This window comes from Nostoc sp. XA010 (assembly GCF_020829625.1).
Lineage (GTDB): Bacteria > Cyanobacteriota > Cyanobacteriia > Cyanobacteriales > Nostocaceae > Nostoc.
This window is the reverse complement of the sequence record NZ_JAIVFX010000017.1, coordinates 49,146-63,489: the sequence shown is the minus strand read 5'-3', so window position 1 is coordinate 63,489 and position 14,344 is coordinate 49,146. Positions and strand designations below refer to the sequence as shown.

The following is a 14,344-nucleotide window of genomic DNA, read 5'->3' as shown; positions in this document are numbered from 1 at the left end:
TTTTTTGCTTATTGTATTTCTGAGGGAATATTTGTAATTTCAAATCATGTATTTTTAGCCAAAAACCAATCCGTAAAAATTACTAGTTTTAGTGATAGTTAAGAAAGCTTTTCATTTTTTCATAACTTAATTACCAAAGCATATCTCTAAAGTCATAAAAATACTTTATTAAAAGAATAATTTATAACGCTTTCAGAGTAACTGTTTGGGCAGAGGCAACTGGGAGACTGGAAGTTTTTTGAGTGAAAAGCGCGATTTACTAGAGAAAATATTTGTAGATACTTTCGCAAGTAGGAGCTGAGAATACACCTGAGAGTGTTGAACCAGCTTACTTACACCAATTCGCTTTTTGAGTCCACAGTGGACGATTTTGCGAAGTTCTGATGGTCGGAAACTGTCCTTTTTCTAATGTCGGCATTGGGCAAACAGATGATGCTCGTGACTCCTACTCTTAAGTAAGTTGCGTGCAGTGTGCAGTTCTGCCAACTCGCTAACGTAGTTCCTTCGATGTAAGAATACAAGTTGCCACAGCCAACACCAATAACCTGCAAAGGCAAACCCCCACAGTGCTGGACTTTGTGCTGGCTCCCCAACGCACTGCTTACTGCTCTGCTGTCCGTCTTGCAATAGTTTTATTTGCGGGGGTGAGCGTCTCGCTTGCCCTTTAAATACCTTGCTGCAAGATGGAAGCTTCGGAGGTTTTGTGTGTTGCGTTTAAATGCCCATTCACAGCGTGAAAAAAGGCACTAGCTTGAAATTTTAGCAAAAGTTATCCATTTATTGCGGCAAACTTATGATTTATAAGAATTGATCTGTTTCTAATGAGTTCAAGTGATAATACCAGATCAGTAATCCCTAAATTTATCAATTGTCAAGAAAAATATTTAACCCCAAATTTTTCAGTTAGCCGCTCAAGAGAGCTTCGACAAACTCATAGCTAGAAAAGGGGCGCAGGTCTTCAATTCCTTCGCCAGCACCAATAAAGCGAATGGGTAAACCTAGCTGTTGCACAACGGCAAGGGCAACACCGCCTTTGGCTGTACCATCAAGCTTAGTTAAGACAACGCCACTTAATTGGGCAGCTTGGGAGAAAACTTCGGCTTGCCGCAGTCCATTTTGCCCTAAAGTGGCATCTAGAACCAAAAGAGATTCTACTTTGGCATTTGGGGCTTTTTTGTCGATAATTCGCCGGATTTTGCTGAGTTCATCCATTAAATTTTTCTTATTCTGTAGTCGCCCAGCTGTATCTACCAGAAGTAATTCGGTTTGACGCGCTTGGGCAGCTGCGATCGCATCAAACACAACTGCTGCCGGATCTGTATTCTTTCCCGGATTGGAAATTACTTCTACACCACTTCTACTACCCCAAACCTTCACCTGTTCCACGGCGGCGGCGCGAAAGGTGTCTGCTGCCCCAATTAAGCATTTATAACCAGATTTTTGTCCCAGATGGGCAATTTTACCGATGGTGGTAGTTTTACCGGCACCATTTACCCCAGTGATTAACCAAATATTCAAGGTTTCTTTTTCTGGGGTAAAGATAGTTTTGTGGGATGCAATGCTTGGTGCATCCAGCATATCCCGGAGAATTTTTTTCAGGTAAGCGATCGCTTCTTCAGGTGCAGTAACTTCTTCTCGAAGTTTTGTCTGTAGGGCATTGATAATAAAGTCTGTCGCTTCTACACCCACATCAGCTTGCAGTAGCAATGCCTCAATTTCTGTCACAGCAGCTTGGTTTAGCGGCCCTTGACCAACGATCGCCTTTAGTTGGTTAAGAATGCTACGACGAGTTTTATCTAACCCTTGCCGGAGCTTTTTCAGCCAGGTAATTTCTTCAATAGAAACGTCTTCTGGACTTCTACCTTGAGCTGCTAAAACTTTCGCCGACCAGACAAACCCATCATCAAATACCAGTCCAGGAATTTCCTCTCCTGTCTCTGAAGTTGCAGCTACTGGCTGTACTACCTCTGGTTCTGGAACTTCAATGGCGGTGGCCATTAGTTGTTCCAGCTTGGCTTGCCGTTCTGCCGCCGCCCGTTCTAAGAAGGATAATGCTGTTGGCTGTGTTGCCTCTGGCGTAGCTACTGGTTCGGTGGGCGTTGGTTCAGCTTCATTTGCCGTGAGTTCTAGGTTGGAGACATCTTGATCAGCAATTGCTGCTACTGAGGAATCTTCTGTAATTTCTTCATCAGTAGCAGCTTGGATAATTTCTGGCCGTGCTGTTTCTACGGTTGTACTAACAGGTTCCTCAATTGTTTCTGGTTCGGCAATTTCCGCAATTACCGTTTCTGCGGTTTCAGGTTCTGCTGATGCTACTGAGGCATCTCCTGAATCAACCGGGGTTTCTACTACCTCGTCGGCTTGTTGTTTTTGCTGAATATTTTTGTAAGCAGCTTTAGCAAACGCTAACAAGTCTGTCGTTGTGTCTGGAGCAGTTTCAGCAGTTGGTGTTGACGTTTCAGCTGGCTCTGGCTGAGGTTCTTGTGCAGGAAGAGTTTCTTCCTGTTTCTTATCAGAGGGAGTGTCAGAGGAATCGTTATATTTACGACGGAACCAATTAAAAACCATTGCAGCAGTATTAGTTATATTAAGTTATAAGTTATGAGTTTAATTTAACTTGGGGCATTGGGCCTTGGGCAATAATCAATAGTTCTTCTTCGCCTGCTTCCCCTGCTCCCCCTGCTCCCTCACTTTGGCAAGTAATTATAAAAGGCTATGCTGTCTTTTTCTGCTCAGTGACTCGGCGCAAAACACCGTTAATAAACCGATGACCATCGTCTCCACTGTAGCGTTTGGCTAGCTCTACAGCTTCGTTGATGGCAATACTGTCTGGAACTCCTAAGAACTTCATTTCAGCCACAGCGATTTGCAAGATATCGCGGTCAATTTGAGCGAGGCGAGTTACTTGCCAATCTACTAAGGCAGTAGAAAGCAGTTGATCTATAATTTGTCGATTTTCGTTGACGGTAATCACAAGCTCTTTAGCGTAATTACGGACTCCCTTATCCTGATTAGCTAACTGAATCAATACTGGGAAATCAACTGCCGTACCCAACTGATTGATTGCTGTCTGAGTACAGGCGATCGCTTCTTGCAGCATTGTTCTGGCACTATTGAGGTCGGAGGCGCGAGTTTGGCTACTTAAAAGGCGATCGTTACTGCGTTGCAGTTCACCTGCGGCATTATCGAGGGTATCTTGCACTTCTGAGGTCAGAGTACGTACTGCTCCTAGCACCAACTTGGATACTAGTTGATCGTCTTCCAACTTATCTAATTTCTTTGGGTTGACTGGCAATTGGCTAAGGCTTAGAAGCGCCAATTCACGAGCAATTTGCTGGGGTTTACGAGGTTGCATAAAACTGAGGGGTGATTACGTAAGAACTAATTAACTAGACGGGACAAACCTACCATTGTATCAATTTTTTTGCACAGTCAAACAACATTACGCATTTGCTTGTGACTATGCCAGATTAATTTTGCAGAAGAATACAGAATAAGAAAGTCGGGAATTCAGACCCGCCACTAAATTGTAGACCACCAAATTTTCATTTACGCGTGAGTGTTTCACCGTTTATTTAGACGCTCTTGCTAGCTTGCTTCTTTGCAGAAGTACGAGGACTAGCTAATGCTGCGCTATCCGCCAGTAGCCACTAAACTTGTCGTTGGCGCAGCCTCTCGTAGAGAAGTGTCACACAGAATTCAATTCTATTAGCGGTAGCGGGGCGTTTAGCCCATTCTGAATTCTGTTTTGTTAACTTTCTTCAACGGGAACAACCTGCTGCTTGATTTCGTTGTGTTTCACTTCCAGTGTGGACTCTTTGGGGAAAACCAAGGGCGTGTTGGGGGCGACAATGCCACCTGATACAACTATTTTAAAAGCGTCTTCAATCGACATGGAGAGGTTTACCACCTCATCTTCAGGAACTACTGCGTACCATCCGGTAGTCGGATTGGGGGTAGTAGGTATAAAAACACTTAGCACGGGGCGAGGCATCTGGGCTTGGATATCACTGCTGATTGCACCAGTAACAAAGCCGATCGCCCAAATTCCTCGACGGGGATACTCTACCAAAATTACTCGGCGAAATTTGCCATTAGAATCTTTTAGTATTGTTTCTAAAAGCTGCTTAAGGGTTTTGTATACCTGTCCTGCTAAGGGAATTGCCTGTAATAATCGTTCACCAAAATCTAACAACCACCGCCCAGCAATATTGCGAGCCATCAAGCCCATCAATAAAATACTTAATAGGGGTACAGCCAACCCTACTAATAAATTCAGTAAATTTACTAAAATTGGGTTTAGCCCATCAAAGGGATTCAGTTGTTTGGGAATTTGGGTGAGGAAGTTGATTACCCAAGTGGCAATGGTAATCGTTAGCCAGATAGTAGTTGCTAGGGGAATTACTACCAACAAACCAGCGATCAGGTCGTTTTTTAAGTCCTGTTTTAGGCGATCGATTACCAAGCCCCGATTCTCCTGTTTTAAGCTAGAGGAACTTTTGTTATTGGTATTCATACCAGCAGATTCGTCAAATTCCGCAGACTTTAACTTTAGGCAGTTTCTACGGCAAGTAACTGTCCAAAACGCTAGCAGCCTGGCTACTGACGCAAAAATACGTACTTGTTGCTGGAAATCAGCTATTTTCCTACAAGCATACACATAGACATTAACCAATCTGATGCCGACTGGTTATTTTCAAAGGATGTTACTTTTCTTTGGAAGACTTGTAAACGATTGTTGCAAGTTCTTAGGTATTACTAATCTATCGCGCTCAATCAAAAGCTGCTCATGATTGTGAAAGTACGAGCGGATAAACAGAGGAATTATTTTATCTGGTCAGTTGAGCAGGAGAGGCTTTTATGAAAATGTTCTGGTAAAAATATTAATTTATGATTATGGAAGTTTTTGTCTAAATGTAAGACCGACTATGGCAGCACAGATGTGCTACCCTACTTTTAAAATTTTGCAGCCTATCCGTCCGTTGTAAGCGATCGCAGCTTCAAAATTTACGCTACATCAGCCTGTGTTGTTTCAGAATCCGCACACTGTAACTGTTGTGTACTCTCCTGTGCCACAATTACTGTCGTGTCTAAATTAGGTTTTGGTAAATACTTCATTTCCCAGACTTTGAGCAAAATCAGATATTCGTAGAATGCCTGCAATGTACACCAAGCAAATCCGGCGCGTCCATCTAAACATCCGCCTAAGATAAAATACATATATACAAACCGTAGCAACGGTCTGGCGGGTAAACGCAAAGACAAATCTTTCAAGGCACGGCGTTTTTCGACTTCCGATTTGCCAAAGAATAAATCTTGCCAGTTGACCTTTCCCTGTTCTAGTTGATATAGCGTTTCTTGAGCTTCGTCTGTAGAATAACGGTTATGCTTGTCAATCCAGCGACTCAACCCTTTACTGGAAGTGTAGTGTGGGTATGTCTCTTTTAAAAAGCTAGTTGCACCCTCACAAACTTCCCGTTCAGTATGACCATAATCTGTAAACCAGACCTTACCGTGGCAAAAGAGGCGCATTTGGTAACGGGGATACTGTGTGCTGTAGCGAATCCAACGATTCATGAACATGACACGTTCAGCCACGTAGTAACCAATGTAGTCAGGACTCTGACTTGCCTTTTCGCATTCAGCGAACAGTTCTGGTGTCATGCGCTCGTCAGCTTCGAGAATGTAAACCCATTCGTGCTTCGGAGGGATAGACTCTAACATCCAGGTGCGTTGGCGACCGTGGCTTTCAAAAGCGTGTTGAATGACGCGGATGGGATAGCGACTAGCGATTTCCACAGTGCGATCGCTACTGCATGAATCCACAACAATGATGTCATCCGATAGCATCGCCGATTCGATACAAGCAGCAATATCTAACTCTTCGTTATATGTCAGTATGTAAATTGAGAACATTACCCAAGTTTTATAGCGATTTTACTGAGTGATAATTGCCTTTTTATTGTTATTAGCTATTAGGCGTATGGCAGTATCAGCCGTTAAACGTCCTACTGCCATACCGATAATGGATTAGCGTGCAGCCGCTCTAGGTTTACTACCTTGTACAGCACCCCTGCCTCTTAAGCCTGTCCAGCCAATGATAATGTAACCAATGGACAACAGCAAACTGCTAATCCCAATCCGCAGTCCAGACTTCCAAGCAGTATCTTTAGCTTGTTTCTCTGCTTCGTCTCTGCGCTGGCGAACTTGGCTTAATTGTTGAGTTCGCAGGGTCTGAATATCTGTTTGTTGTTCAATAGCTTTATCAAGTACTTGGGGATTTGTTTTAGCCTTCGTTAGCAACTCTTTGATATTTGCGGGAATTTGAGAGCTTTCAATTGTTTGTTTATATCTTTGCTCATCTTTGAGGATTTCACTAAACTGAGCTTTGGTTTGGGTTCGCAGTTGATTTAGTTGAGCTTTTCCTTGCTCAGTATTCAGTTGTGCTTGCAATTGTGAGAACCGATTGTTCAGTTGAGTTTCTGCCTGATCTCCTTCTTGGGCGATACGGTTAAGTGTTTGAGCCTTAGCTTGATTGACGTTATTGAGGTGCAGGGGAAAAATCAGCAAAAACATTAACCCTAAAATACTTGAAAGGATCACGGCAGGAAATCTTAAATCGATCCCTTGGGGGCGATCGCTTGCTGTATCAGCACTATCAATCCAATAGGCAGCAAACAGCAGCCCCAAACCAACTAGAGGCACAATTCCCCGATCAACTAGCGCTGTTGCCAAGTTGATTTGCCATACCCGATCAGTTGGTTGAAAGGGTAACAAGAGAATCAAAAAGTCAACAAAAAACGACAAAATGCAAATTATTCCAACTACCTTAAGTGTGAGGCTAGTACTCACGGAAGTAAAACGGTTAACCATAGTTTTTTGAACTGGCGGTGAATACGAGTGATTTTCATATTTCAAGCTACTTGAATATTGTGCCTATGACCGTGACTATTGTATAGAAACAGAAAGCAGATTCAATATTGGTAAAGGCTATCTGCCTCTTGGTTTTCAACTAGGCCAGAGTAACATTTGTTATGTACAGTGTCTTCAGGAAATTTGTGGTGTTTTAAGATACGAACATGATGCGGGGCTGTAAGAAAAGACTCATTAATTACCCGATTTCCCTTATTAGAGTTCTCAATCGGTCGCATATTGTAGGAGCGCACAAATGTGCGCCCCTAGTGAGTTTTGCATCCATATAAAAATAGCTATATTCCCCTTATTTTTTCATTTCCCTTGCAAGGGTTTGTTCCCAAATTGGCAGATCCTCCGGTCGGTCAACATCACCTAAAGGCGACAAGTTCACATAAGATAAATTAAGTTCCTGAGCAATTTCCACGGTTTTCTGGAATACTTGAGCAGTTCCCCACTCGATGTTAACGAATAACTCCGGGATGGGTTGGCGCAACCCAATTAAGTAATATCCACCGTCGATCGCAGGGCCAAGTACCAGATCAAAGGCGTGTAAGTTCTCAAAGGCTGTTACTAGAATCTGGGCATTGACTCCCGGACAATCTGTACCGATGATAATTGCTTGTTCTGCACCAGATTGAAAGGCATCGAAAAGCGATCGCGCCATCCGCGAACCTAGATTGCCTTCACCTTGAGACTGGTAAACCAAATCCAACCCCAGCCAGTCTTGCATAAGTTGCGAATCCCCACCTGCAAATCTCACTTCTACAGATATGGCAATGGCTTTTTGCAATTCTTGAACCTGAAATATTGTATGTTCAGTCATTTTCCGTTGAAGATTGGCAGCACCAACAGTTCCCAAAGCAGGTATCAATCGGGTTTTTGTCTTACCTGGTTCTGGATAGCGAGTGAAAATAATCAGGTGCTGTTTTGAGATTGCTGGTAAGTTCAGCACACAATACCTTATTTGAATAAACTAAAAATATCTTAATAGCAATACTTATCGTTTTCGGCTGTGGTATGTTCTTTTTCCATTCGCATTGCTCCTAAAATCGTAGAAACAACAACACAACGCTTAACTTTACCACCAGACTTGCTTGATAGTGTTATCCGTCCTAGTGGCGGTTGACTGACATTACCTGTGTAATCAAATTGGATTTGTCTGATGCCATTTGACTCTTGTAAGGTTGTTTCCGCATCTAAGCGCACATTGGAATTTAGATTATTCCAGTTAGCGTTAGATGGGTTTACTGAAGCAGGATGAACAGCCCATTGAATAATGCCGTTTTGTTCACGAAAGCTGGCTTTCCAAGTCAATTTTTGCTTACTAGCTTGGCTTTGGGCTTGGCGCATAGCATAATAAACCTCGCTTTGAGCAGTATTTAGATAGCGAGTCTGCACAAAACCTAGCCAGTTGGGTATTGCCACCGTGGCTAATATACCAATTAATAAAATAACTACTAAAGTTTCTAGTAGGGTAAAACCATGACTAGATTCCTTATTCAAAAGATTTTTTGAATTAACTAGAAACATTAACTGCACTCGGATATCCATTTTTGTCTTCTGGTCGCTTTTCAACTACCCAGCCGTTGAGCAATGTTTCAGTTTCTTGCCTTGTTACTTCGCGCTGCTTAGTAATATTGTCTAGGAAGCTAGGCATCATAAGGATTATGACAATTTTCAGTAATAGTCTTAAGGTGAAATTTATATTCTGAAGTCTTAAAGGATCATGAAGAAAATACTTCCACAAAAATGTAGCAGATGCTAGACCTTTTTTTTTGTTAAACGGCTTTTGTAGCGCTTTACAGGTCAAGTATTTGTATAAATTTGCTAGGCTTGTATTCCAATTATGCTTTAGTGTCGAACGCGCAGGAGCATCTCGTAGATAGGAGCTTTCCTTGTAAGCTCTCTCAAGTATTTGCAGGCAGGATTTTTCCTGTCTGACAAGATTGGAAGAAACTGAATTACCACTTATGCGATATAAGATTTGTACAGATGGCACACATACAAAATCAAAGTTAGAAGCTAATCGCAGCCACATATCCCAATCCTGAGCCGCGCTTAGAGATTCGTCAAAGCTACCTAATTCAATTAAAGATGTTCTACAAATTAAGGGATTGGAACCATTCTCTAGAAAGTTATTTAATAACAAATTTTCATAAACATTTCCATTTACATTAACGCGCTTGCCTGAAAGTATAAATTCACCATTTTCATCAATATAATCAGTCCAACTGTAAGCAACTTTTGCAGTAATGTTTTCTTGCAAAGCCTTTAACTGAGAATGAAGTTTATCAGGCGTCCAAAGATCATCTGCATCTAAGAAACTAACAAATTCCCCAACTGCAAGGTGTAGCCCTCGGTTACGGCTGACGTTCCCACCAGCATTAGGGTAAGAAAATACTTTTATTCGTGAATCTTGAATTTTTGTAATAACTTCTATTGTTGAGTCTTGCGAACCATCATTAATTATAATTAATTCTAGGTCAGAAAAAGTTTGATTTAAAACAGATTGAATTGTATGCTTAATCGTTGTTTCGCTATTGTAAGCAGGGATGATTACAGAAATTTTTGGCAATTTTCTGCTAGTAGATTTAATCATTGCTATAGGGCTATTTTATTTTTTAATACTTTGCCTAAATTACATTGAAAGTAGTAAAAAGGACTCATCATGCTAGCCAAATAAAACTCCATTTCAAAAGTTGGAATTAGATTATTTTTAAATTGCCCTCTATACTTAATGAGATGGTGTAATACTCGGCGTAAATTCCCTAAAACAGTTTTAACAAAGACTATCGGTTTTTGCCACTTTTTAGTATTTATCAAGCGTAGCTGGAAAATACACAATCCACAGCCGCGTGCCAAAGTTAAGAGGTAATCTTGCTCAAGTCGCCAATGTGGTATTTGATGATAAGTATGCATGGTAGGGTTATACCAAATTTGCCAGCCTGCATAATGTATATAAAGTAATGGTTCATAGTCATCACCCTGTACCAAAATACCAGGTAACTTACCACTTAAATTAGGTCGTTTTGGTACATTTTCAAGCCATGCTTTTTTTCTGACAACAAGCGCTGCACCAGGAGGAAGCCTTAAACTGTCTGCATCAAATAAATGTGGATTTGAGCCATGTTCTCTGATAGCTAAAAAAGCTTGAATTCTTTCAAAATTTTCTGGCGGCTTGACTTCAAAATCACCATGAATTTGTCCACTCCAAGCACCTGCTTGAGGATGCTCCAATCCAAAGCTATATGCTTCTGATAACCAATCAGGTGCAGGTAAGTTATCATCATCTAAAAATGCGATTAGCTGTCCTCTGGCTTCACGTACTGCCCGCAATCGGGCAAAAGCTGCTCCCTGCTCGGTTTCTAAAAAATATCTTAAATGACAGTTTCCATCATATATTTTTTGGTAATTCTGAATGATTTCAGATGTGTTATCAGAACTATTGTTATCTACAATAATAATTTCCCAGCTAAGTTGTTCTACTCCTGTCTGGCTTAAGAGTTTATCTAAAATTTTAGGTAAGCGAGTTGCTCCATTATATGCAGGAATGGCTACGCTAATGTCTAAACTTTCAACTGTTAATTCAGTCATAATACTTGATTTTTTGATAATTTATTTTTTTAAATATCCATTTTTCCAAAGATAAAAAGGGCTAATAAAACTACTTAAAAAAAGTTCCATTTCGCAAGCAACTACCAAATCGTGCTTTAGCTTAAATCGATATTTGAGTAAGTGTAAAATTATTTTACGCAGGTCATTTATCATATAAGTTACAAGAGCAACTGGTCTATAAATATGGTTTATATTTACCATTCTAGTTACATAACGGCTAAGTCCAATACCCCGAAAAAATGGAATTAAATAATCTTTTTGTAAGCGAGAGTTTGGTATTTTATGAGAAATTTCCATTTCTGGGTTATACCAAATTTCCCATCCTGATTTTTGGATGTAAGACAACATTTCTAAGTCTTCACTGGTAAGCATATTGCCTTTAACTCTACCAGTTAAAATAGGCTTTTCTGGTACGCTTTCTAACCACGCTTGTCTACGGACAACAAGTCCGGCTGAGGGTGGTAGCAATTTTTTGGCTGCTTCATATAATAGCGGTAAATTACCTCGCTCTGTAATTGCCAAGAATGGAGCAATTCGCTGAAAGTTTTCTGGTGGTTCTACTTCCCAGTCAGGGTGAATTTGGCTGCCATAAGCTCCCGCCATAGGATACTTTTCACCAAAAGTATAAGCTGCGGATACCCAATTTGATACTGGGTAGTTGTCATCATCTAGAAAACCTATGAATTTACCTTTAGCTTCTGCAACTGCCATTTTTCGGGCATAAGCTGCCCCCTGTTGCGCTTCAAAGCAATATTTTAAAGGGTAAGGACACCGCCAATTTTCTTGATAGGCTTGAACAATTTTAGCTGTGTTATCAGTGCTGTTGTTGTCTACAACTATAATTTCCCAAGAGAAATTTTCGGTGTGAAGTTGGTTTTGAAGGCGCTCCAGTAGTTCAGGCAAACGACTTTCACCGTTATAAGTTGGGATAGCTACAGTAAAGTCAAGGTTTTCAGTCATTTGACAAAAGTTACATTTTGATATTTTGATTAGAACGCTTTTTATATGTTCAGCCAATAGCTAATTTGTTGCTAACTATTAAATATATCTATCAAACACTAAAACTGCACATGATGTTTCAATTTTGCTATCAATGTGCAGTTTTATATCCAGTATTATTACGTATTTTTATAAAAAATTACTATAAAAACTACTTAGTCGCAGCTGGGGGAGTCTTTTGCTGTGATCATTGATCCTAAGAGAGTTTTCACAATGACGCATCGCTTTACACTACTAGCCAATGTAGAATTTGTAGAGCTTGGTACAGCTACCACTATTTTTAACCCAGGTGGTTCTGTCGAAGGGGCTATAGGTGTTCCAAAGTTTGCAGTTGGTAAAGTCCCCATATAGTCAAAGGTAATTTTTGTTGATGCACTTAAAGTGTAGGATACAAGAGGAACAACAGTATTGGCAGTGTTTTCGCCACTAAGATTTGCACCCAGCAAAAATCTATCAGAATTGGCTCCCACATCTGCCCCTAAAGGTTTCCATGTGCTGATTTCAGCAAAAGGCAAATTGCTACCATCACTCTTTTTGGTAGAATAAATAGCAACCTCTTGGGTTGTGCTATTTTTCCGAAAGCTGACACTGTAGCTAAGTTTTTTGTTTTTAGCTTCGCGCTGTGCTTCTTGTAATGCAGCTAAAACAGCGTCGTTAGCCTTATTTACCCGTTGCCGATTTACAAAGGCAGCCCAACCAGGAGCTGCGATCGCAGATAGAATTCCTATTATCACCATCACTGCGATTAATTCTAGCAAGCTAAAACCAGCATCCTGTTGGGTGTATCTAGAGGCGTAGTGCAGGTTGTTAACTAAACATGGCTGCTTGCTTTTTGCATTTCTGTGGATTAGTTGCAATAATCTCAAACTTAACTTTCCCATAATTAGCTGCCATTAATTAATCCTTGAATTTTCAGCACTTATTTAGTAAACAAGTATCCGCGCCCCTGTACTCGTATGCTTGCAGTCGGAAAATAAGTTTTTTTGCTATCAGCGTATTTTATTCTATTTGAGTCGTTTTCCATACGAGCAAGTGCATTGCCTCGTATAAATACTTGTGCTGTTGTGTTAACTCGATCAACACAGCCATAAAAACCAGTCATTTTAGCCGTATTACGAGTATTGAAAGTAGCTGTGTCTGGTGATACTGTTAACTGTGCGTTGATAGTAGGGTCAGTAGAACATTCTACTCGTTGTGGTGCGGGATTTGAAGCGTCATCAGTTTTGGTTTGATCAATAAAGTCAACAAGTGCTATGGTATCGGCAGTATAATTTGCTGTAGCTTTTGTCCAAGCATTCATCTTTTCTGTTATTGTGCCTATTCCATCAAGCTTAAATAAAGCAAAACCTGGACTAGGACAATTACCACTAATATATTTGCCAGTATAACCAGTACAATCAACACCAGTACTAGCTGGTACACCATCGCTAATTTGCCATCGGGCGATACGAGCAGCGTTAGACCAAGTAGTACTAGTAGTAGCGTCTTTAATTAAATAGTAGGCAACTAACGAGTAAACAAAAGTATCATCTTTTTGAGCGTCTGTACCTGTACCTGTAATTGTAATTGCTTGACTAACTAATTCTCGTTTCCAAAAGACAAGCACAGGAACTCTATCTATCGCAGTAGAGCTAGGCAATTGAGCTTTAATAGCTTCGATTCCAGTAGCATCATAAATATAGATTGCCTGTTGTAAATCACGGGCAATGTAATCTAGTGCAGCTTGAATTTCTTGCTCAGAATTTGCCTTGGCTTGTTCCTTTCGATCGGTGTCGAGAATATTAACCATGAATCCTAGCAACGGCGTGATGATTACGAAGGCTATAATCATGCCTACCAACAATTCAATTAGGGTAAAACCGCCAACTTGCTGAACTAACCTAGAGCCTTTCAGCTGGCTTTTGAGTAAAAATTTTAGTGTCCTCACCATATTGTGATATTCTCTTTAGTGATAAATGCACAGTGAGCATCGCATAATCTAAAATTGTCTAGTTTTTTATTGGCAAGTTTGATTTGTCGCAGTACCCAGCCGTTGACATAAAGCCTGAAATGTAGTGGTACTGTTGCCAATGTCGGTTGTCATTTCAATTAATGGTGCTTTGCGGCTACCTAATCCGCCAGTAAAAGGTGTTTGTGTGTTTTTAGGACCATTAACAGTGCTGGCTGTTAAGGGAAAGTCAGCACTTGTAACATCTGCTCGATAAACCCTAATTCCCAGACGATAGCTATCTGCTGTCCCAGTAATTTTACCACCCTGAATGTAAAATGAATTATCCGTACTAGTACTACTACAACCGGGCGGATTTAGCTGACCATTTTTGTTAACGCAATACAGACTAGTTAGATCGGTTGCTGATGTAGGAGCAGGCATATTTGTAGTGTTAATTAAATAGTCTTGTGGTCTACCTGTTACGCCTGGTATAAGTGGTGTAGTTGGTGTAGCTGGTATAGCTGCTACATTTGAAAGGCGTCTGGCCGCAGCACCTGAACCAGGAGGAGCAAGTGTTCCGTCAATGACTGTACTTGGCGCTGTAATAGCTCCAGTTCTGATGCCATCAATGAATGTTTTTGCCGCTTGGGTTGCCAGTTCCACCCGTCGAGACTGAACTCGCGTTGCTGTTGCCAGAACTATTACAGGTGCGATCGCTGTTAGTAAAATAGCAACTACAAGTAGTGCTACTAACGACTCAATAATCGTGAAGCCAGACTCACCAGAAGGCTGGCTTTGTTGTTGTTTGTGCTTAATCATTTCTAATCACCAACTTCTGAAATTTTATTAGACCTCTTGCATAAGTCGAATAGACCCCCCTTAATC

13 protein-coding genes are annotated in these 14,344 nt (G+C 40.9%); all 13 read right to left on the bottom strand.

The annotated features are described in order from the left end of the window. Nucleotides 1-903 precede the first annotated feature (903 nt). A complete protein-coding gene (gene ftsY, locus LC608_RS22620; RefSeq protein ID WP_229555660.1) occupies nucleotides 904-2,568 on the bottom strand; it encodes a signal recognition particle-docking protein FtsY in 1,665 nt (554 codons plus the stop codon). A 145-nt stretch (nucleotides 2,569-2,713) separates the two neighbouring features. Continuing rightward, complete coding sequence (nusB, locus tag LC608_RS22615) at nucleotides 2,714-3,355, bottom strand: transcription antitermination factor NusB (RefSeq protein WP_229555659.1); 642 nt, start codon at nucleotides 3,353-3,355, stop codon at nucleotides 2,714-2,716. Between the two features lie 396 nt (nucleotides 3,356-3,751). Then, nucleotides 3,752-4,516, bottom strand: coding sequence for a DUF502 domain-containing protein (locus LC608_RS22610; protein ID WP_229555658.1), 765 nt, complete (start codon nucleotides 4,514-4,516; stop codon nucleotides 3,752-3,754). A 491-nt stretch (nucleotides 4,517-5,007) separates the two neighbouring features. Continuing rightward, complete coding sequence (locus LC608_RS22605) at nucleotides 5,008-5,916, bottom strand: glycosyltransferase family 2 protein (protein WP_229555657.1); 909 nt, start codon at nucleotides 5,914-5,916, stop codon at nucleotides 5,008-5,010. 114 nt (nucleotides 5,917-6,030) lie between these two features. Further along, on the bottom strand, nucleotides 6,031-6,873 hold the full coding sequence (locus tag LC608_RS22600) for an HpsJ family protein (protein WP_229555656.1): 843 nt from the start codon (nucleotides 6,871-6,873) through the stop codon (nucleotides 6,031-6,033). 346 nt (nucleotides 6,874-7,219) lie between these two features. Next, nucleotides 7,220-7,867, bottom strand: a complete 648-nt coding sequence (locus LC608_RS22595) for a TIGR04282 family arsenosugar biosynthesis glycosyltransferase (RefSeq protein ID WP_229555654.1) — start codon at nucleotides 7,865-7,867, stop codon at nucleotides 7,220-7,222. A gap of 32 nt (nucleotides 7,868-7,899) precedes the next feature. Further along, on the bottom strand, nucleotides 7,900-8,466 hold the full coding sequence (locus tag LC608_RS22590; protein WP_374108429.1) for a Tfp pilus assembly protein FimT/FimU: 567 nt from the start codon (nucleotides 8,464-8,466) through the stop codon (nucleotides 7,900-7,902). After that, complete coding sequence (locus tag LC608_RS22585) at nucleotides 8,432-9,514, bottom strand: glycosyltransferase (protein ID WP_229555652.1); 1,083 nt, start codon at nucleotides 9,512-9,514, stop codon at nucleotides 8,432-8,434. The genes LC608_RS22590 and LC608_RS22585 overlap by 35 nt, the downstream gene beginning before the upstream one ends. 2 nt (nucleotides 9,515-9,516) lie before the next feature. Beyond that, a complete protein-coding gene (gene hpsE, locus LC608_RS22580; protein ID WP_229555650.1) occupies nucleotides 9,517-10,509 on the bottom strand; it encodes a hormogonium polysaccharide biosynthesis glycosyltransferase HpsE in 993 nt (330 codons plus the stop codon). Nucleotides 10,510-10,530: 21 nt separating this feature from the next. Next, on the bottom strand, nucleotides 10,531-11,490 hold the full coding sequence (gene hpsE, locus LC608_RS22575; protein ID WP_229555649.1) for a hormogonium polysaccharide biosynthesis glycosyltransferase HpsE: 960 nt from the start codon (nucleotides 11,488-11,490) through the stop codon (nucleotides 10,531-10,533). Nucleotides 11,491-11,684: 194 nt separating this feature from the next. Next, entirely contained in the window at nucleotides 11,685-12,410 is a 726-nt protein-coding gene (locus tag LC608_RS22570; protein ID WP_229555648.1) for a Tfp pilus assembly protein FimT/FimU, read from the bottom strand. Between the two features lie 38 nt (nucleotides 12,411-12,448). Next, entirely contained in the window at nucleotides 12,449-13,459 is a 1,011-nt protein-coding gene (hpsC, locus tag LC608_RS22565; RefSeq protein WP_267871169.1) for a hormogonium polysaccharide secretion pseudopilin HpsC, read from the bottom strand. 66 nt (nucleotides 13,460-13,525) lie between these two features. Further along, the gene (gene hpsB / locus LC608_RS22560) at nucleotides 13,526-14,278 is read right to left on the bottom strand and encodes a hormogonium polysaccharide secretion pseudopilin HpsB (protein WP_229555646.1); all 753 of its coding nucleotides are present in this window, start codon (nucleotides 14,276-14,278) and stop codon (nucleotides 13,526-13,528) included. Nucleotides 14,279-14,344: the final 66 nt, after the last annotated feature.

Coding starts and splice junctions, on each gene's coding strand:
- ftsY (WP_229555660.1), bottom strand. CDS start 2,568: ATGGTTTTTAATTGGTTCCGTCGTAAATATAACGATTCCTCTGACACT.
- nusB (WP_229555659.1), bottom strand. CDS start 3,355: ATGCAACCTCGTAAACCCCAGCAAATTGCTCGTGAATTGGCGCTTCTA.
- LC608_RS22610 (WP_229555658.1), bottom strand. CDS start 4,516: ATGAATACCAATAACAAAAGTTCCTCTAGCTTAAAACAGGAGAATCGG.
- LC608_RS22605 (WP_229555657.1), bottom strand. CDS start 5,916: ATGTTCTCAATTTACATACTGACATATAACGAAGAGTTAGATATTGCT.
- LC608_RS22600 (WP_229555656.1), bottom strand. CDS start 6,873: ATGGTTAACCGTTTTACTTCCGTGAGTACTAGCCTCACACTTAAGGTA.
- LC608_RS22590 (WP_374108429.1), bottom strand. CDS start 8,466: ATGGATATCCGAGTGCAGTTAATGTTTCTAGTTAATTCAAAAAATCTT.
- LC608_RS22585 (WP_229555652.1), bottom strand. CDS start 9,514: ATGATTAAATCTACTAGCAGAAAATTGCCAAAAATTTCTGTAATCATC.
- hpsE (WP_229555650.1), bottom strand. CDS start 10,509: ATGACTGAATTAACAGTTGAAAGTTTAGACATTAGCGTAGCCATTCCT.
- hpsE (WP_229555649.1), bottom strand. CDS start 11,490: ATGACTGAAAACCTTGACTTTACTGTAGCTATCCCAACTTATAACGGT.
- LC608_RS22570 (WP_229555648.1), bottom strand. CDS start 12,410: ATGGGAAAGTTAAGTTTGAGATTATTGCAACTAATCCACAGAAATGCA.
- hpsC (WP_267871169.1), bottom strand. CDS start 13,459: ATGGTGAGGACACTAAAATTTTTACTCAAAAGCCAGCTGAAAGGCTCT.
- hpsB (WP_229555646.1), bottom strand. CDS start 14,278: ATGATTAAGCACAAACAACAACAAAGCCAGCCTTCTGGTGAGTCTGGC.